This window comes from Photobacterium sp. Hal280 (assembly GCF_037162255.1).
Classification (GTDB): domain Bacteria; phylum Pseudomonadota; class Gammaproteobacteria; order Enterobacterales; family Vibrionaceae; genus Photobacterium.
In genome coordinates this window covers 1,241,919-1,258,497 of the sequence record NZ_JARLUO010000005.1, presented here as the reverse complement: position 1 = coordinate 1,258,497, position 16,579 = coordinate 1,241,919, and the positions used below count along the sequence as shown (strand labels likewise).

At 52.5% G+C, this 16,579-nt stretch carries 18 protein-coding genes; 7 read left to right on the top strand and 11 right to left on the bottom strand.

Features of this window, described 5'->3' with window-relative positions; genetic code table 11:
* Positions 1–12: 12 nt before the first annotated feature.
* From P4S53_RS15225 to P4S53_RS15215, 3 genes are all read left to right on the top strand, one after another.
* Entirely contained in the window at positions 13–1,125 is a 1,113-nt protein-coding gene (locus P4S53_RS15225; protein WP_337113316.1) for a HupE/UreJ family protein, read from the top strand.
* A gap of 126 nt (positions 1,126–1,251) precedes the next feature.
* Positions 1,252–1,785, top strand: a complete 534-nt coding sequence (locus P4S53_RS15220) for a sigma-70 family RNA polymerase sigma factor (protein WP_337113315.1) — start codon at positions 1,252–1,254, stop codon at positions 1,783–1,785.
* Positions 1,782–2,489, top strand: coding sequence for an anti-sigma factor (locus P4S53_RS15215; RefSeq protein ID WP_337113314.1), 708 nt, complete (start codon positions 1,782–1,784; stop codon positions 2,487–2,489). Before P4S53_RS15220 ends, P4S53_RS15215 begins: the two co-directional genes overlap by 4 nt.
* A 113-nt stretch (positions 2,490–2,602) precedes the next feature.
* Here P4S53_RS15215 and P4S53_RS15210 read toward each other — a convergent pair whose 3' ends face one another.
* Positions 2,603–3,187 (bottom strand): TetR/AcrR family transcriptional regulator, encoded by a 585-nt coding sequence (locus P4S53_RS15210; RefSeq protein WP_337113313.1) that lies wholly within the window; start codon positions 3,185–3,187, stop codon positions 2,603–2,605.
* 137 nt (positions 3,188–3,324) lie between these two features.
* Here P4S53_RS15210 and P4S53_RS15205 point away from each other — a divergent pair, with 137 nt between their 5' ends.
* Both P4S53_RS15205 and P4S53_RS15200 read left to right on the top strand, forming a co-directional pair.
* Positions 3,325–3,966, top strand: a complete 642-nt coding sequence (locus P4S53_RS15205) for an MFS transporter (RefSeq protein WP_337113312.1) — start codon at positions 3,325–3,327, stop codon at positions 3,964–3,966.
* Positions 3,963–4,520, top strand: coding sequence for an MFS transporter (locus P4S53_RS15200; protein WP_337113311.1), 558 nt, complete (start codon positions 3,963–3,965; stop codon positions 4,518–4,520). Before P4S53_RS15205 ends, P4S53_RS15200 begins: the two co-directional genes overlap by 4 nt.
* A gap of 65 nt (positions 4,521–4,585) precedes the next feature.
* Here P4S53_RS15200 and P4S53_RS15195 read toward each other — a convergent pair whose 3' ends face one another.
* The 6 genes from P4S53_RS15195 to P4S53_RS15170 all read right to left on the bottom strand — a co-directional run bounded on the left by P4S53_RS15195 (position 4,586) and on the right by P4S53_RS15170 (position 9,451).
* Positions 4,586–4,912 carry a hypothetical protein gene (locus P4S53_RS15195; protein WP_337113310.1) on the bottom strand — a complete coding sequence of 109 codons (327 nt, stop codon included), beginning with the start codon at positions 4,910–4,912 and terminating at the stop codon, positions 4,586–4,588.
* Positions 4,909–5,307: a glutamine amidotransferase-related protein gene (locus P4S53_RS15190; RefSeq protein WP_337113309.1), complete on the bottom strand. Its 399-nt coding sequence runs from the start codon at positions 5,305–5,307 to the stop codon at positions 4,909–4,911. Before P4S53_RS15190 ends, P4S53_RS15195 begins: the two co-directional genes overlap by 4 nt.
* Before the next feature lie 31 nt (positions 5,308–5,338).
* Positions 5,339–6,709, bottom strand: coding sequence for a glutamine synthetase family protein (locus tag P4S53_RS15185; protein WP_337113308.1), 1,371 nt, complete (start codon positions 6,707–6,709; stop codon positions 5,339–5,341).
* 287 nt (positions 6,710–6,996) lie between these two features.
* The gene (locus P4S53_RS15180) at positions 6,997–7,317 is read right to left on the bottom strand and encodes a DUF2214 family protein (protein ID WP_337113307.1); all 321 of its coding nucleotides are present in this window, start codon (positions 7,315–7,317) and stop codon (positions 6,997–6,999) included.
* A gap of 52 nt (positions 7,318–7,369) precedes the next feature.
* Complete coding sequence (locus tag P4S53_RS15175) at positions 7,370–8,305, bottom strand: alpha/beta hydrolase (protein ID WP_337113306.1); 936 nt, start codon at positions 8,303–8,305, stop codon at positions 7,370–7,372.
* A 45-nt stretch (positions 8,306–8,350) separates the two neighbouring features.
* The gene (locus P4S53_RS15170) at positions 8,351–9,451 is read right to left on the bottom strand and encodes a GGDEF domain-containing protein (protein WP_337113305.1); all 1,101 of its coding nucleotides are present in this window, start codon (positions 9,449–9,451) and stop codon (positions 8,351–8,353) included.
* A 367-nt stretch (positions 9,452–9,818) separates the two neighbouring features.
* Here P4S53_RS15170 and P4S53_RS15165 point away from each other — a divergent pair, with 367 nt between their 5' ends.
* A complete protein-coding gene (locus tag P4S53_RS15165) occupies positions 9,819–10,502 on the top strand; it encodes an RT0821/Lpp0805 family surface protein (RefSeq protein ID WP_337113304.1) in 684 nt (227 codons plus the stop codon).
* Positions 10,503–10,557: 55 nt separating this feature from the next.
* On the opposite strand, the gene P4S53_RS15160 is transcribed toward P4S53_RS15165, so the two are convergent.
* The 4 genes from P4S53_RS15160 to P4S53_RS15145 all read right to left on the bottom strand — a co-directional run bounded on the left by P4S53_RS15160 (position 10,558) and on the right by P4S53_RS15145 (position 14,699).
* Complete coding sequence (locus P4S53_RS15160; RefSeq protein ID WP_337113303.1) at positions 10,558–11,019, bottom strand: DUF1772 domain-containing protein; 462 nt, start codon at positions 11,017–11,019, stop codon at positions 10,558–10,560.
* Between the two features lie 8 nt (positions 11,020–11,027).
* Positions 11,028–13,367, bottom strand: coding sequence for a membrane-bound PQQ-dependent dehydrogenase, glucose/quinate/shikimate family (locus P4S53_RS15155; protein WP_337113302.1), 2,340 nt, complete (start codon positions 13,365–13,367; stop codon positions 11,028–11,030).
* A gap of 188 nt (positions 13,368–13,555) precedes the next feature.
* Positions 13,556–14,137: a GNAT family N-acetyltransferase gene (locus P4S53_RS15150; RefSeq protein ID WP_337113301.1), complete on the bottom strand. Its 582-nt coding sequence runs from the start codon at positions 14,135–14,137 to the stop codon at positions 13,556–13,558.
* A 52-nt stretch (positions 14,138–14,189) separates the two neighbouring features.
* The gene (locus P4S53_RS15145) at positions 14,190–14,699 is read right to left on the bottom strand and encodes a GNAT family N-acetyltransferase (RefSeq protein WP_337113300.1); all 510 of its coding nucleotides are present in this window, start codon (positions 14,697–14,699) and stop codon (positions 14,190–14,192) included.
* Positions 14,700–15,040: 341 nt separating this feature from the next.
* Between P4S53_RS15145 and P4S53_RS15140 the strand changes: the two genes are divergently transcribed.
* Positions 15,041–16,498 carry a diguanylate cyclase domain-containing protein gene (locus P4S53_RS15140; protein WP_337113299.1) on the top strand — a complete coding sequence of 486 codons (1,458 nt, stop codon included), beginning with the start codon at positions 15,041–15,043 and terminating at the stop codon, positions 16,496–16,498.
* Positions 16,499–16,579 lie beyond the last annotated feature (81 nt).

The window sequence follows — 16,579 nt, the reverse complement described above, 5'->3', positions numbered from 1 at the left end:
GGAAGGGATATCATGCGAACTCTCGTCATCATTTTTGCACTGCTTGCGGCGTCGTTTTCTGCACAGGCACACCAGTTAAGTACGGCTTATCTGACCTTAGATCAAAATGACAGCGCCACGCTGAGCGGTAACTGGCAGTTACAACTATCCGATCTGTACGCGCTGATGGCCGATAAAGGTATCGAGCTGGATACCAACCGGGATGGCAAGCTGAGCTGGCGCGAACTGGAAAACCAGCAGCCAGCAATACAAACACAGTTACTCAGCCAACTGACCGTCGAGCAGGGCGGACGTCGCTGCAACCTGACTGTCACTGGCAACATGATGCTGGAATCACACGCCAACCTGCCCTATCTCTGGCTGCCGTTAGACGTCAATTGTCCGTCGGCTACCGGACTGAGCCTGTCCTATCAGGCGATGTTCGACTTAAATACCGGCCATAAACTGATTGTGAATATTACCCAGTCCGAGCAAAGCATCAACAGAATCCTGGATTCCGGCAACCGCTCACTGGCAGTCAACATGCAAGCGTCTTCCATGGGCGAAACGGCACGTGAGTATCTGTATCAGGGCATCGTCCATATCCTGATCGGAACCGACCATATCCTGTTTCTGCTGGCCTTACTCCTGACTTGTGTGCTGTACCGCGATAATCGACAGTGGAAAGGCATCGACAGCCCAAAATCGATACTGATCAGCACCACCTGGATTATCACGGCCTTTACCCTTGCCCACTCGATTACGCTGACAGCAACGGCGCTGAACTGGTTACCATCAAGCCGGTGGGTCGAGCTCCTGATCGCTCTGTCTGTCCTTTTTGCCGCCCTGAATAATATCTTTCCGCTCATCACTAAGCTGGGCTGGGTGACTTTTGGCTTTGGTTTACTGCACGGTATGGGGTTTGCGTCTGTGCTTGGCGAACTGGGGCTGCCGTCCAGCCATACATTGCTGGCGGTTGTGGCATTCAATTTAGGGGTCGAACTCGGACAATTGTCGATACTGCTGCTTGCTTTACCTGTGTTAATACTTGTCAGACATCAATGGCGCTACCAGCGCTGGTTTATGCCTGCGGGTTCAGCATGTATTGCTTTGATGGCGGCACAGTGGTCTATAGAGCGCCTCTGAATTTGTGGCGCGTATATCAAAAACAGACGTGATATTACTGGCGAATACGATTGTGGATGCTACCGTTAAAACATGCTGATAAATCAGTTTCTTAACGTATTTCATCATTACAGTACAAGGACAGACATGGATCAGGACGATCATCTCAAACTCATCAGCGCCACGGCACTGGGCGACAGGCAGGCCTTCGCCAGGCTGTATCAGCAAACCAGCGGCAAACTGCTGGCGGTATGCCTGAAAATGCTGGGAAACCGTGCGCTGGCCGAGGAAGCGATACAGGATGCTTATGTGAAAATCTGGCATAACGCCGCCGATTATCAGCACCATAAAGGCAGTGTCCTGACCTGGATGATCAGTATTGCCAGATACCGGGCTCTCGACATACTGCGCTACCAGAAGGTCAGGAAAGAAGACGCTTTCACGGCTGAACCCGCGCCACAGGAAGAAAGCGATGACCGGTTTTCCGATCTGGATGCCGGGCATAAATTAAGCCAGTGCATTGATGAACTGCCCCAGGAGCACCAACAGGCGATTCATCTGGCTTACTTTAACGGGCTGAGTCATCAGGAAGTAGTGCACTATCTGGACAAGCCGCTGGGAACCATCAAAAGCTGGATTCGCCGCGGGTTACAACAACTACAAAGGTGTCTGACGCCATGAACTATCACAACCAGACATTGATCGATATGCTGGCCGCTGAGTACGTACTGGGCACACTGCGCGGTCCGGCCCGGCAACGCTTTCAGACCCTGATGATGCAATCCACCCGTATTCGGGAAGCCACCTGGCAGTGGGAACAGCATCTCAACGACATTAATCAGCAGATTGCCCCTGTCGAGCCCAATGATGCGGTCTGGCAAACGATCAGCCAGCGACTCGGTTTCAACGAACAACCAGCCAAAGAAACCAGCCACAATGTGATCAAACGCGGACTGTCCCGTTTGTGGCCTGTGCTGACTGGTGTGGCCACAGCGGCTTCGCTCTTACTTGCCGTTCTGCTCTGGCGGGAAAGCCAGCCCTCCGTGGCACCCGGACCTGTACAGCATGTGGCTGTCGTGAAAGGCGAAGATGCCTCGTCATACTGGTTGATAGAAGTGCACCCGCGCGATATCACGGTCCGGGCCGGATCTTCGTTCCAGGGACTTGCCGACAAAGATTACGAGCTGTGGGCTGTAGCCGCCAATGAACCGAACCCGGTATCGCTTGGCCTGCTGCCGAAACAAGGCGAACTGGTGCTGGCGAAAAACACCCGCTTTGACCAGTTGGACATTCAGATGCTGGCGGTCAGTGAAGAACCGCTGGGTGGCTCGCCATCAGGGCAGCCAACCAAAGTCCTTTATACGGCAGAACTGTCACAGCTTTAACATCAGGGATATGTGACAACGTCACCTTGTGATCTGCTGTCCAGAATGACCTTGCCGCATTTACGCGATGAACCCCGCTTTTATTCGGGTAAAAGCGGGATCAGACAGCAGCATCACCGCGAGCGCCTCAAGCCATTGAGCATGAGGTCCAGCGATTGTGCCGCTTCATTCAAGGCCATCCCACTGTCTTCACTGCCTGCAATATAACGCGCAGTGTCCAGCAAAGCCCCGTTAATCAGCCTGGCGAGCATCACCGGTGAGGTCTCGGGGATGATTTTGTCCCCGATTAACTGCGTCAGTAACCCGGCAATCGCGTCAATGCAGCTCATCCGAACCGCCTGGATCTGCTCACTGTCGAGCACCGATGACGCGTCCCTGATCATAATCTGTTGAATATCCGGCTCAGTCGCCATCTTCAGGTAGGCATGACAGCGCCCTGAAAAAGCACTCCAGCTGTCCGGAGCGCTGGCAGAGACCGCCTGCAGCCTGCTGTCCATCTCCTGATCCAATTGTTGGTATACGGCAAGAAACAGGCCTTTCTTACTGCCGAAGTGATGATAGAGCGCACCTCGGGTTAAGCCCGCTTGCCCGGTCAGCTCATCCATCACTGTGTCAGCAAAGCCCACTGTACCGAACCACATACGGGCATGCTGCAGCAAATTAAGCCTTGTCTGTTCCATCGTGATTGCTCTGTTCATGCGAATCATTGTCCCGTAAATATGAAAACAAGTTCATTTATAGTTGACATACACCGCGTATGTCAATTAGTTTCTTATGCAACCCATCCGTCATCAGCGCGCATGGGCATATTCTGAATCGCTGACTGGAGATATTCATGGCGAACCCATATAAGGAACTGTTTCACGCCCCGGGCACATTAGCTTTTTCCCTGTCGGGACTGATTGCCCGCCTGCCCATTTCAATGACAGGCATTGGGATCATCACTATGATTTCCCAGATATCCGGCTCTTACTGGCTGGCAGGTGCAGTTGCGGCCACGTTCACACTCGCAACGGCCTTGGTTGCCCCTCAGATTTCCCGCCTGACAGACCGTTATGGTCAGGGCCGTATCTTACCCTTAGCGGCCGCAATCAGTGTACTGGGGATGGTGCTGCTTTTAGCCTGCGTTCATCTGGCGGCACCTGACTGGACACTGTTTCTGTTTGCGGCACTGGCCGGGTTTATGCCCAGCATGCCAGCCATGGTCAGAGCACGCTGGACACACATCTACAAAGGCCAGCCTGCCCTGCACACGGCTTACTCTCTGGAATCTGTGCTTGATGAAGTCTGTTTCATTGTCGGGCCGCCTATCGCCGTCGGTCTCAGTGTGGCTGTGTCGCCCATCGCCGGACCGTTCGCGGCAGCTGTCATGCTGGCGGTTGGCATCTCATTTTTCAGTTTGCAGAAAAAACCGAACCCCCGGTTTCCGATCAAACTGAACATCAGCAAGGATCTGCGCTTGAACCTCTCACCATGAAAATGCTGATGCTGACACTGATCGCTTTGGGCACCATAGTCGGTACGGTAGATGTACTCAGTGTCGCCTTTGCCAAACAACAGGGCGTGCCTGTTGCAGCCAGTTTTGTCCTGTCGGCCTATGCGGCGGGTTCCTGTATTTCCGGTCTGATATTTGGCGCACTGCGTCTGAACCTCACGTTGCCAAAACAATTGTTATTGGCTTCGATTGCCACTGCGGCAGCCACACTCCCGCTGCTGGTGGTGTACGATGTGCTGACGCTGTCCGTCTCCGTTTTTGTCGCGGGCATTTTCTTCGCACCTACCATGATTGTGACCATGGGCCTTGTGGAAAAGATAGTGCCTGCGTCAAAGCTGACAGAAGGGTTTACCTGGATGATTACAGGCCTGGGAATCGGCATTGCTGCCGGTGCAGCACTCACTGGCTGGGTGATTGATGAAATGGGCATTCGCGCCGGGTTCACCGTCACGATTGTGGCAGGCAGCGGGGTGCTGCTGGCAAGCGTGTATTGCTATCGTTTACTGCAGCAACATATGGCGCTGCAAACGGCCTGACTGTGACCAGGAGTTGAGATCAAACAGGCTCAGATTCTGGGCCTGTTCTTTTGTGCGCAACGGCTTTATGGCCGTTTTTCCGCCAGGGCTTTTTCAAGAAAGAGGACAATCCAGGACACCACCCGCTTGTCATCCACCGGTTGCGATAATGAGCTGATGCCTTTTTCATAGACATCATCGCCGTAAAGCTGCTGCCGGGCTGTCATCAGATCGTTCACATAGCTTTTCGTGAATTCAGGATGTCCCTGTATGCCCAGAAAGAAAGTCTTTATCTGGATCATGGCAAAAGGACAAAAATCACTGCCTGCCAGCACTCTGGCCTCAGGAGGCAACCGGCTGATCTGATCCTGATGGCTGACCACAAGAGAGATTTGCGGTCCGGCGCCTTTCATCCAGCCGGCTTTTTCTTCACCGCATAACTGTGGACACCGATCCCCCAGCCTCTGCCGGATGTGACCACTTCACCACCCAGCGCCTTTGCCATCAGCTGATGACCAAAACAGATCCCCACAAAAGGCTTTTTCTCTTCATACAGCCTTTCAATAAACGCCATGAAATGGCCAATCCAGACAAAGCCGTCATTAGCGCCAAATTGACTGCCAGAGGTGATATATGCATCGCACTCGTCAATGTCCTTGGGATATTCACCGTCAATCACACGGTAGAAATCCAGGGTGATTTGGTTTGAATCATCCTGAAACAGCGCGGAAAACATGTCCCGATAGGTTCCGTGAGCGGCCTGTAGCTCAGGGGCCACATCGTCACACAAGAGTACACCTAGTCGCATCGTTGTTTCTCCCTGTCAGTACCATCGCGAATTAAATGATTTCGAAATACCGGGCAAGCTCCCAATCCGTGACCTGCTTTCTGAATTCACGCTCTTCCCACTCTCGTGTCGCAGCAAAGTGCTCAACAAACGCATCTCCCAGCAGGGAACGGGCTGCGGCGGAGGCCCTGAAACGCTGTGCGGCTTCCCACAAGGTGGCGGGCAGTGCCAGCGCTGAGGGTTGCGGCTGATCATAGGCATTACCTGTCACCGCATCCAATGGCTGCCATTGATTCATGATGCCGTATAAGCCTGACGCGACAGCCGCCGCCAGTGCCAGGTAAGGATTGGCATCTGCAGCGCCCAGCCGGTATTCAATACGCTGGGATGCCTCATTCCCCGGGATCACCCTTAGTGCCGTTGTGCGGTTTTCAATGCCCCATGTCGCGTGCGTCGGCGCCCAGAAACCGGGCACCATACGGGTATAACTGTTGATCGTTGGGGCAATCATACATAAGAATTCGGGCATCAAACGTTGCTGGCCGGCCAGAAACTGTCGCTGAATTGTGCTCATGCCCTGTGTTTTGCTGGCATCATAAAAGGCAGATTGACCATTTTTATGCCGGAGAGAAACATGGATATGGCCGCTTTGGCCGGGATAATCCATGGACCATTTCGCCATGAAGGTCGCCAGCAAATCCCGACGCTGGGCCAGCACTTTCATGTAGGTTTTAAACAGCGCCGCTTTATCGGCTGCGGCGAGTGCCTGGTCAACCGCAATCGCCGCTTCAATCACACCCGGGCCGGTTTCGGAATGAATCCCCTCGATGGGGAAGTCCATGGTCTGCCCCATCGCCAGAATGTCGTGATACAGCTCGCTGTAAACTGAATTGCGGATCATGGAATAGCCAAACCAGTCCGGCGTGACGGTTTGCAGGTTACGGAAACCTTTCTCCCGCGCTGAATGCGGTGTTTCGCGAAATAAAAAGAACTCATATTCCAGCGCCGCCTGAACCTCGAACCCCATCGCCTCTGCTTTTGCCAGCACACGTCGTAACACGCCGCGCGGACACACCGCTTCGGCCGTACCGGTAAATTCAGCGATAAAGAGCAGCATCCCCGCTTCGTCCAGCACATCGCGGCAAGTATGCGGCAGGATACGCACAGGCGCATCCGGATACCCGGTATGCCAGCCGGTATACCGGCTATTGTCATAGAGCTGATCTTTCGCATCCCAGCCCAGCACTACGTCGCAAAAAGAAAAACCTTTCTCCAGCGAAGCAAAAAACTTGGCTTTGGACATGTATTTGCCACGCATGATGCCGTCATTATCAAACAGCCCGACCTTGACATGGGTCAGGCCGCGCTCTTCGACAATTGCTTTTGCATCGGCCACGGATTTTACTGCTCGCGCTTGCATCATCAGCCTCACCCCCTTTGCTCAACCCGCAGAGCAGCGCCGCACAACAGCCACGGTTCGGCTCTTACATTAAGCTTAGATGTGATTTTGCAACAGACTGAGTTTCAGGCAGTTTTGAGAGGAAAATCTGAATCAATCTTGGCGCCTCGCGCTCTGTCGTCATGCATCCTGCAGGGCATCAGCCAAGCCCGACACCGCGTGCCATCAGTACCGCCAGCAAAGGAATCACAAGCAGCAGCAATAACTCCAGACGGATAAGAATAACAATCACAGGCGGAACCGGAATGGTTTCACGGGTGGTGCGTCTGTGCCTGTAAAAAAACGGTCGGAAAAACCGACAAGGCAGCCACGATGAGAAACAAGGTCACTTTGGCATGAAAAACCGGATTTGCGGTATAGAAATCAGCGGGTTTTCCCACCAGAAACCACAAAGCCAGCCCGGCCAAAAGCACAACAACGGCTGCAATGCCATAAACAGCATCCCACCTTGCCAGACGATGCATTTCCTCGGCGGTCAGGCGGCGTTTGATCAGCATATGCTCAACCACCAGCACAGAGAAGAGTGCAAAAATGCCGATAAAATGGAAATAGCGGATCACGACTTCGAACATACTGGGTCCTTATTGTACAAAGTGACACAAGTGCAGTGGGTGACTTATCACCCTAACTTTTTAAAAATTCTGCAATTTTCTGATAAGTGGCGCCACACTGAATCGGCACGAAAGATTCGAGATTAAGGTACGCGTGGATCATGTCATCAAGATGAAAATGTTCAGTATGGTTCCCCAGCGCCGACAATTGCTGCACGTAGGCCACGCCTTCATCCCGTAACGGGCAGAATTCAGCCGTGATCATCAATGTCCGGGGCATTTGGCCGCTCTTCGCCATAAACAATGGGGAAGCGGCCTGCCTGTCCTCGCCATGCTGAAAATACTGATCAAAATACCACTGCATTTTATCTTGCTGAAGAAACAACCCTGTGCCGTTTGCTGTGACCGAAGGAAGGCTCATGGTGTAATCCAGACTGGGATAAATCAGCACCTGATTGATGATGTTAACGTCCGGATGATACTGATAGTCAGCGCTTAAAGTTGCCACCATAGCGCCGCCCCCGGAATCTCCCGCCAGTGTCAGAACCGGTACATACGCGAACTGATGCTGCTCAAGCAACGACCAGAGTTGCTCTATCACCACTCTGGCATCGGCCAAACCGTTGGGATACGGCCACTCGGGCGCCAAACGGTAATCAACCGACACCACAATGTGTTGCGTGGTTTTTGACAGCTTGCGGCAAATCGGATCATACACAGCCACACTGCCTGCCATGTGGCCGCCACCGTGCAGAAAAACAATGACAGGCAACGGCCTGTCAGGTGCGGGATGATAAATTCGGACAGGAATCACCTGTGTTTGCTCAGTGACGCTGGTGTCCAGCACTCTGGCTATGTCAGGCGGGTCAGTGACACACGCCGCCGTCAGGCTCGACAGCCCGTCCCGTATGGCTTCAACAGTGGCCACATAGCCCGCTTGCTTCAGTTGCGCTAACCCCTGATTGTAGGCATCCAGCCAGATTTTCAATCCACTATCCAGTTTGACCATGACTTAGCCGATAGCTCCTTGCCGTTGAGATTGAAGTTCGGCGCATTAACTTAAGGTATCCAGATACACTGGCGCTTCGCTGCAAAACGCATAGCCTGCTCTGCCATTCGCTTTCGCCTGACAAAGCGCCTTATCCGCCCGGGCTATCATGGCATCCATGATCTGCGCCGGTTTGACAAACTGCGACAGCGCATTTTCATCAACCTGCCGGGTTTTCAGATGACAGATACCTACGCTGGCCGTTAGTTTTTCATCAACCAGCGCAAGATTATCCAACCCGCTCATGAAGCGATCACACACCACTTCAATGCCTGCTCTGTCTGTATCAACCAGCCAAATGACAAAGACCTTACCGCCGTATCTGGCCACAAGATCGTAGCTTCTCAGGTTCTCTGTGATCACTTTTGCAAATTCAATCAATACTTTGTCGCCGAGTAAGTGGCCGTAGGTATCGTTCAGTTCTTTAAAAGAATCGATATCAATCAAGAGTAAGGCAGCTTCCTGCAGTTGCTTGCTACGGCGAAAGTGGTTCACAGACCGTGCCAGTTTTTCAGTGAAAGCGCGGCGGTTCATCAGCTTGGTCAGCGGATCGGTCGAGGCCGTTTCCCTGAGCTTGACATTCAGCTCCCGTAACTGGTTTTCCTGCATTCGCCGGACCAGTTCGACTTCTATCCAGCTCGCCATCAGTTGCAGAGCATCGATATCCATTTCTTTGAATGCGCGGGGATAAGGGGCCGGACTGGAAAAGTTCAATGTTCCCCAGGTGACTCCGCCCACGTGGATAGGAATGGCAATATAGGATTCAAGCCCAAAATGCCGGTAGGCAGGATGGCTCCCCAGTATGTCGCTGTGACCAACATGCTCCACGGCAACAACACCGTTCGATTCGCAAGTGACCGCACAGTAGGTCATACCAAATTCAAATTGATTGCCCGGCAGGAGGGGCATATATTCCGGGCAAATACAATGACGTATGGTGTAAGTATCCCCTTCTACCTGCGCCAGAATACCAATATCCAGGCTGAATCGTTCCAGCCCCAGCTGAATCAGCGCATTTATCTGGAAATCAAAGCCTTTATCATAGGACTGGGTAATTTCATATAAACGGCGAATCACGTTTTCGCTTTCAGAATATTCAGTGTGCATACATTCCCTTGTTCTGTTCACTGCACCCGACTCAGTCGCCACAACAAATCACGAATGACTGATGACTCCACTGAGTCGGGGCAACATACTGTCTGCTTAAGGCAGGCCACCAGCTACGCATGAAGATACAGTACACACGCACTGAGGATTCACTCTCAGACGCACCAGGATTCATTGTCACCGATATCGTCAAGAATAGCCTGTGCTGACCATTCTGCCTGAAGATGTATCGATTTTTAGACCCAGGACATGGAATCCACAAGCCTATGAATACGCTGCCTATACTCAAAAAATAAGGAAGTGTGGACTCAACAAGCAGGAAGCGCCCGTGATTCAACCACAGCCCTTAGATACGGAGTATTCGACAATGCATCGAACAGTCTCTTTCATGTTGCCAGGCTCATCCCTACTGCTGTCCGCTCTGATTTTAGTCACGTCCGGGGCACACGCCGCCGATACTTCATTCTCAGCCGGCAAGAAACTGGCGCTGCTCAGCGGCCAGCAACCTATCTATTCGCCACAGGTGAACATCGAAAAGCGCACAGGACGCATCACCAGAGAAGAATTAAAAAATGGTGTGATGGACAGCCGGCAATATGTCGACATCGATGACTACCTGGCCAGACAGAGCAAGAGCAATGCTGCAGTCCCCCCGGATCGATACTCTGTAGTTAACAGCATTCGGGTCACCCGACCTTACGGCAGCTGGTACGAAGGCTACGGTCAATATCGAACGAACCAAGAAGCCATCAACTGGCTGGGATTCACCGCTATTCATTTCGAGCTGCTAAACCAGCTCGATGAACACCAGCAACGGCGTCATGAACAAGCGCAGATCACGGCCACCACATCGCCGGTGGGCCGCACTGTACAATGGCAGGATGGCACCGCTTCTGGTTCTGTGGAAACGACACGTGAAGGCACCACAACCAGCGGCCGCTATTGCAGGGAATTTCAGCAGATGGTCACAGTGAATGAGACAACAGAAACAGCTGTCGGCACCGCCTGCAAACTGCCAGACGGTACGTGGGAAGTGATCTCTACCGGCTAGCTAACTGTCATTTTTGATGCGGCGCCGGTCAGAGCTGGATAAACAACCAGCGCCGCTACTCCAGCATCAAAGCTGCATAATAGACCAGACAGGCCAGAAGACTCATGGCAGATCTGACCGCATGCAATCTCCCCCAGTGCTCTAGCAGCATGTAGGTTGAGCTGGACTGTTTTTTCAGCGCCGGAGACTGAAGCTGTTTATTCAGCGGCATGATCATCAGGTACGTAAAAGGGATCACGGCAGCGATCAGTGCTCCGCCCAGTAACCACACCATGGAACTACCCAGGGCCGCCGCCGTCACCGCAGACAATGCCGAGCATAAAGCAAGACTAAGCTGCATTCTGGCGGCACGGCGATAGCTGGGAGTAAATTCAGTCGCCGCCAGTTCCGCGCCGCATTCCAGTCTGGCGGGATGCTCGACTAGGCTGATATAGCAAGCCGCGCCGCAAAACAGACTGGCGCTCCATGCCGCCAGAGCACCGAAGAGTTCCGCGCCAGTCACCACAAAAGACATCATGGCTCGCGCTATTTTTTCAGCTGAAAGGCAACAACATAGTCACCAAGCGTTGTGCCGATTGAACCATGGCCCCCGGCCACAATCACCACCATCTGTTCGCCCTGACTATTGAGGTACGTCATCGGTGTGGCTTGCCCACCGGCAGGCAGGCGTGCTTTCCAGATTTCTTCACCGTCGCTGAGATCATAGGCACGCAGATAGTTATCGACCGCAGCAGCCATAAAGACAACGCCGCCTTTGGTAATGATCGGCCCGCCTATCCCGGGCACACCCATTTCGATCGGCAGCGGCAAGGGGGTCAGATCGCGAATTGTCCCGTTTCTGTGTTTATAGACGACTTTACCCTGACTCAGGTCAGCTCCGGCCACATAGCCCCAGGGCGGTTGCTGACAAGGCACGCCCAGCGGTGACAGGAAAGGTTTGAGGCTCACGGCATAATCGGCCCCTTCGTTGGCATTCACTCCATGCTCCCCCACGTTGACTTCTCCCAGTGAGGCACTGCTGTCTTTCTTAATTAAGGTGGAAGTAAAGGCCAGATAGAGCGGCATCCCGAACATCACCTGCCGCTCCGGATCCACGGCGATTCCGCCCCAGTTAAAGACACCGAAATTACCGGGAAAGACGATGGTGCCCAGCTCAGATGGCGGCGTGTAACGGCCTTCATAACGCAGCTGGCGAAACTGAATGCGGCAGTAAAGCTGATCAATCAGCGTTGCGCCCCACATGTCTTTCTCTTCCAGCGGCGGCGGATTAAAGTTCAGCGCCGACTCAGGCTGGGTCGGAGAGGCAAAATCGCCCTCAATCGTTCCCTGAGGCGCTGCCACTTCGGTGATCGGATGAATGGGCTCGCCGGTCTGCCGGTTCAGTACATAAACATCCCCCTGTTTCGTCGGGACAACCAGGCCGGGCACCAGACCACTGTCTGTCTGAATATCGAGCAGACTGGGTTGTGCCGGAGTATCCATATCCCACAAATCATGATGCACAAACTGCTGTACCCAGGCAGGCTGGCCATTATCCAGGCGCAATGCCACGACCGAAGAGGCATATTGTTCTTCTTCCGGGGTGCGGTACATGCCCAGTTGATCAGGCGTACGGTTGCCCATAGGGATGTAAATCAGGCCCAGCGCTTCGTCTGCACTGGCGACAGACCAACTGTTCGGCGAACTGGTCGCATACAGTTTGTCTTTGGCAATCGGCTTCGTATCGGTTGGATTGGCCGAATCCCAGTTCCACTTCAACGCCCCGGTTTTCACATCGTAAGCGCGAATCACCCCGGATGGCGAGTTGATGTCATAGTTATCATTGACTGAGCCGGCGACGACCACGACCCCTTTCGCCACCACAGGCGGGGATGTGGAATAATAGTAGCCGGACTTAGGAAAGGGCATGTTGTGCAGTAAGTCCAGCACCCCGTCCTCAGCGAAGTTTTTACAGCGCGCGCCGGTGGCCGGATCCAGCGCAATCAGCTTGGCATCTGAGGTCGGCAAAAAGAGCTGTGCATCGCAATCCATACTGGCCAATGTTTCCGCCGCACCGGAACCGGACTGCGACATCATGACCGGTTCGCCCGCCTGAGGTGCGAGATAAGACACCCCGCGGCACGTCTGATGCTGGCGCTGATTCTCCTCCCCGACTTTCGCGTTATACACCCAACGCTGCTGGCCACTATCGGCATCCAGTGCCACCAGCCAGTTGTGGGGCGTGCACAAATACAAGGTATTGCCGATTTTCAGCGGCGTGGCCTCATAGGTAAACTCACCGATATCCCCTTTCCTTTTCACATCATCGGTTTGATACTGCCAGGCTTGCTCTAAATGACGCACATTCTGCGGGGTAATCGTCTCCAGCGGCGAGTAACGCTGTCCCAGATTGCTGCGGCCGTAGCTGAACCAATCCCCTTCTGGCACCTGTCCCAGTTTCGGTGTCTGGACAATCGTGGACGTGTTTAGCTGGCCTTCCAGCTTATGGGGATCGTTAAACATGCTGCCCAGCGTCACCAGTGCGACTAACCACCAGTACGCGGTCAGACGGCTGATTCTGGTACGCCCCATCAGACGGAAAGAAAACAGCAGCGGTATACCCAATACCAGCAGCAACCCCATCCTGCTGGCCAGTGGCCACCAGTCATAACCGGACTCCCACAATGACCAGATCAGCGATGCCAGCAAAAACAAACCGTACAGGATCTGTGCATTCCCCCGTTTGGTTCTGACTTTGGCAGCAACCAGCAAAAACACGACGCCTGCAATGGCAAAGTACCAGCTGCCGCCCAGGGAGATCAGCCACAGGCCGCCCCCAAAAAGCACCAGCCCGATGAGGAGATACAGAAATGCGATGAATCCCATGCGCCTCTTCCTTCTTCTTATGATTCGGCCAATTCGGACGGTAAGCATAACGGGTCACTGACGCGCTGACCGTACCTAAAAAAGCGTAGACTATGTCGAAAAGAAGGACTGAAATTCAATCAGATGTGGTTGAGGAAATATTGCTCAAAGCTGTCATGCCAAGCGGGAACATGGCCCGCCATCAGCCTTTATTCAGCGTTCAGCTGCAACCACGCTTGCCGTGTAATACGGTACAAACAATGCTCAGCCAGTGCGTGATCATGCGGCAGTTTAGGATGCATAAAATTTTTCTCACAATCCGTCATGCCCAGCTTCTCCATCACACGCCGGGAAGGCTGATTGGCTAAGGTGGTAAACGCATAAACAGCAGGTGCCTGCAGCGACTCAAACGCATAGCGCAAGGCAGCTTGCGCTGCTTCAGGGGCGAACCCTTTCCCCCATTGATCGGCAGCCAGTCGCCAGCCAATTTCAATAAAAGGAGTGTCGGGGATATCGAGATCCTGATAATGCAAACCGGTCAGGCCAATAAATTGACCGGTATCCTTTCTCTCAACCGCCCAAAAGCCCCAGCCATTCTGCTCAATCAATGCGGTCGCTTTCTGTGCAAGCTGTACGCTTTCGGCTTCACTCAGGGGTGCAGGAAAATACCGCATCACGTTCGGGTCTGCGCACATGGCGGCAAACGGCGCGTGGTCATCCGCTTGCCATTGCCGGATGATGAGTCTTTCAGTCTGCAACTGACAAATATCTCTCTTGAGTGTTTCAATCATCGGTTATCTACCTGTGTTTTGTTTGGCGATCACAGCCATGTGCTCATTGCTGTCAATGGGTGTTCAGCAGCTTAGCCATATAAATTTCATCCACATACTTTCCATTCACCCGCATGGCATCTCGCCTGATCCCTTCCTCAGCAAACCCGGCTGATGTGTAGAGCTGACGAGCCCGTGCATTATGTGCCATTACCGTCAGCTCAAGACGGTGAAAATCATGATGAGAAGCCCACGTTTCTAAAGTCGTCATCAGTTGCCGGCCGACCCCCTTACCCTGTGCGCTGCTTCGAAGGCCAATCACGCAGTAAAGCGAATGCCTGATCCGGTTCATTTTGCCACCTACCCCGACAATAAAACCGGCTAATTCACCCACTTCATTTTCTGCGACGAACATGGTTTGCTGATTGGAATCCACCCATTCCGACAACTGCGCTCTTTGCTGCTCTATCGTCAGCTGTCGCTCTCCGGGTTCAAACAGCATGAAAGCTGTCTCTTTATCGAGTAAGTGAAACAGTGCCACCAGCCTTTCCGCATCATTGACTGCCACTTTTCTGATCATCATGCCTCACTCCAGTCATCATTCTTCGGCTTTTTCATCGGTCCACGACTATACAAAACTCACGCAAGCGCACAAAACCCAGTTGCATAAAAGATAGACATAAATGAAATTCACCCTTTCAATACCAGACCTATTTCACGTAATACGATGATCTTTCTGTATTTACCTGTTAATCAATAAACGCTGAGCATCAAACTTTGTGCAGAAGATTAAATTTTTGTCATTTCGACCTGCTTAATTTTTTTCCTGAATTAGACTTGTGGGAGCTTGGTCAAAAATCAAACAAATCGTTACATTCATTTTCTCTAAAACAGTGGTATGGATGCAGTTCTCAGGGAGGAGCAATGAGAAATCAGTTTCTCAAGCTTTTTGTATTGTTGGCTGGATTTTCGCCGGCCATTGCGAGTGCCTCTCATCAGGCTCCACTGAGACAACCCTTAGCAGATTATGAACCATGGGCCACTGAGCTGAGTGCACAGAAAGTGTTCTATTGTTTTAATCCGTCCTGGCGTCCGTATGATTACCAGGAACAAGCGCAACACAAAGGCATCTTTGCTGATTATCTGCATTTGATTGAGGCTTATCTGGGGGTGACGTTCCATCCCTATTTCACCAATAGCTGGACGGAGTCCTTATCTGCCCTTCAACTTGGTCACTGCGATTTCATTCCGGCGATCAGCCAAACACCGGCGCGGGAAAAGTACCTGTCGTTTACCTCACCCTACTACCAGATTCACAACGTGCTGGTTGCCAAATCCGATAAACCGGTGCTGGCCTCTTTAGATGAACTGGCCGGAAAGGCAATTGCCGGGCCAAAACACACCGCTGTGATGGCGAGATTACAAGAAACCCACCCGGATATTCAGCAAGTTTATGCCGCCACGCCTTTGCAAGCCATGCATCTGTTAAATACAGGAAAAGTGTACGCCTTTGTCGCCCCGTTAGATTCACTGATCGATGAACTGAAAGAAGATGTCTTTCGTAAAAAGATCATTGCCAAGCTCGACTTTTCGCTGCCTATTGCTGTCGGGGTCAGACAGGATAAACCCGAATTACTCGCCTTGCTGGACCTGGCAGTGCAGGCGATTACCCCTGAAGAACACCGTGAGATATCACGAAAATGGACACAATTCACCCTGACTGAAAGCCACCATTTCACAGATATTTATCGCTGGTCTGCAATTTCAGTGGTCATTATTCTGGTGCTTGGCTTCTGGATCACCCGGTTACGGGATGAGATCAAAAAGCGCAGCCAGACCGAAGCCAGGCTGAGGCACATGGCCAATCATGATGCGCTGACCAATCTGCCGACGCTGCGTTACGCCCAGGAAAAAATTGACAGTGCCATCCTGCGTTGCCAACGTGGCAGTACCAATCTGGCATTGATGTTTGTCGATCTGGACGGATTTAAAGAGGTAAATGACACCTATGGTCATGATGCCGGAGACAAGCTGCTGAAAGCCGTCTCGCTGAGGCTGGTGAATTCACTGAGAGAAACCGATACTGTGGCCAGAATCGGTGGCGATGAATTTATTCTGATACTGGAAAATATTGCGACAACCGATACAGCAACATTGCTGGCAGACAAAATACTCACCATGTTCAGCCGTCCTTTCATGCTGGCAGAAAATCCGCTCCATCTCGGGGTCAGCATTGGGGTGTCAATCTATCCGTCACACGGTACCACCCGAGAATCTTTGCTCAAACATGCGGATCAGGCCATGTACTGTGCGAAGAAAAACGGTAAAAATCAGTGCCAGTTCGCTTTAGCGCAACAGCAGATTTCCGCAGAAAAAGCCTGACCGAGCTTCGCATCAAACCGGCAGCGTTAGTCGTCATAACAACGCATACATTGATGTAAATCAATTAATCAACACAGGATT

Bases quoted from the DNA above. Each gene is read 5' to 3' on its own strand.
- P4S53_RS15195 (WP_337113310.1), bottom strand. From the start codon at position 4,912: ATGAAAGGCGCCGGACCGCAAATCTCTCTTGTGGTCAGCCATCAGGAT.
- P4S53_RS15145 (WP_337113300.1), bottom strand. From the start codon at position 14,699: ATGATGATCAGAAAAGTGGCAGTCAATGATGCGGAAAGGCTGGTGGCA.
- P4S53_RS15165 (WP_337113304.1), top strand. From the start codon at position 9,819: ATGCATCGAACAGTCTCTTTCATGTTGCCAGGCTCATCCCTACTGCTG.
- P4S53_RS15150 (WP_337113301.1), bottom strand. From the start codon at position 14,137: ATGATTGAAACACTCAAGAGAGATATTTGTCAGTTGCAGACTGAAAGA.
- P4S53_RS15210 (WP_337113313.1), bottom strand. From the start codon at position 3,187: ATGAACAGAGCAATCACGATGGAACAGACAAGGCTTAATTTGCTGCAG.
- P4S53_RS15225 (WP_337113316.1), top strand. From the start codon at position 13: ATGCGAACTCTCGTCATCATTTTTGCACTGCTTGCGGCGTCGTTTTCT.
- P4S53_RS15175 (WP_337113306.1), bottom strand. From the start codon at position 8,305: ATGGTCAAACTGGATAGTGGATTGAAAATCTGGCTGGATGCCTACAAT.
- P4S53_RS15170 (WP_337113305.1), bottom strand. From the start codon at position 9,451: ATGCACACTGAATATTCTGAAAGCGAAAACGTGATTCGCCGTTTATAT.
- P4S53_RS15215 (WP_337113314.1), top strand. From the start codon at position 1,782: ATGAACTATCACAACCAGACATTGATCGATATGCTGGCCGCTGAGTAC.
- P4S53_RS15200 (WP_337113311.1), top strand. From the start codon at position 3,963: ATGAAAATGCTGATGCTGACACTGATCGCTTTGGGCACCATAGTCGGT.
- P4S53_RS15140 (WP_337113299.1), top strand. From the start codon at position 15,041: ATGAGAAATCAGTTTCTCAAGCTTTTTGTATTGTTGGCTGGATTTTCG.
- P4S53_RS15185 (WP_337113308.1), bottom strand. From the start codon at position 6,709: ATGATGCAAGCGCGAGCAGTAAAATCCGTGGCCGATGCAAAAGCAATT.
- P4S53_RS15205 (WP_337113312.1), top strand. From the start codon at position 3,325: ATGGCGAACCCATATAAGGAACTGTTTCACGCCCCGGGCACATTAGCT.
- P4S53_RS15155 (WP_337113302.1), bottom strand. From the start codon at position 13,367: ATGGGATTCATCGCATTTCTGTATCTCCTCATCGGGCTGGTGCTTTTT.
- P4S53_RS15160 (WP_337113303.1), bottom strand. From the start codon at position 11,019: ATGATGTCTTTTGTGGTGACTGGCGCGGAACTCTTCGGTGCTCTGGCG.
- P4S53_RS15190 (WP_337113309.1), bottom strand. From the start codon at position 5,307: ATGCGACTAGGTGTACTCTTGTGTGACGATGTGGCCCCTGAGCTACAG.
- P4S53_RS15180 (WP_337113307.1), bottom strand. From the start codon at position 7,317: ATGTTCGAAGTCGTGATCCGCTATTTCCATTTTATCGGCATTTTTGCA.
- P4S53_RS15220 (WP_337113315.1), top strand. From the start codon at position 1,252: ATGGATCAGGACGATCATCTCAAACTCATCAGCGCCACGGCACTGGGC.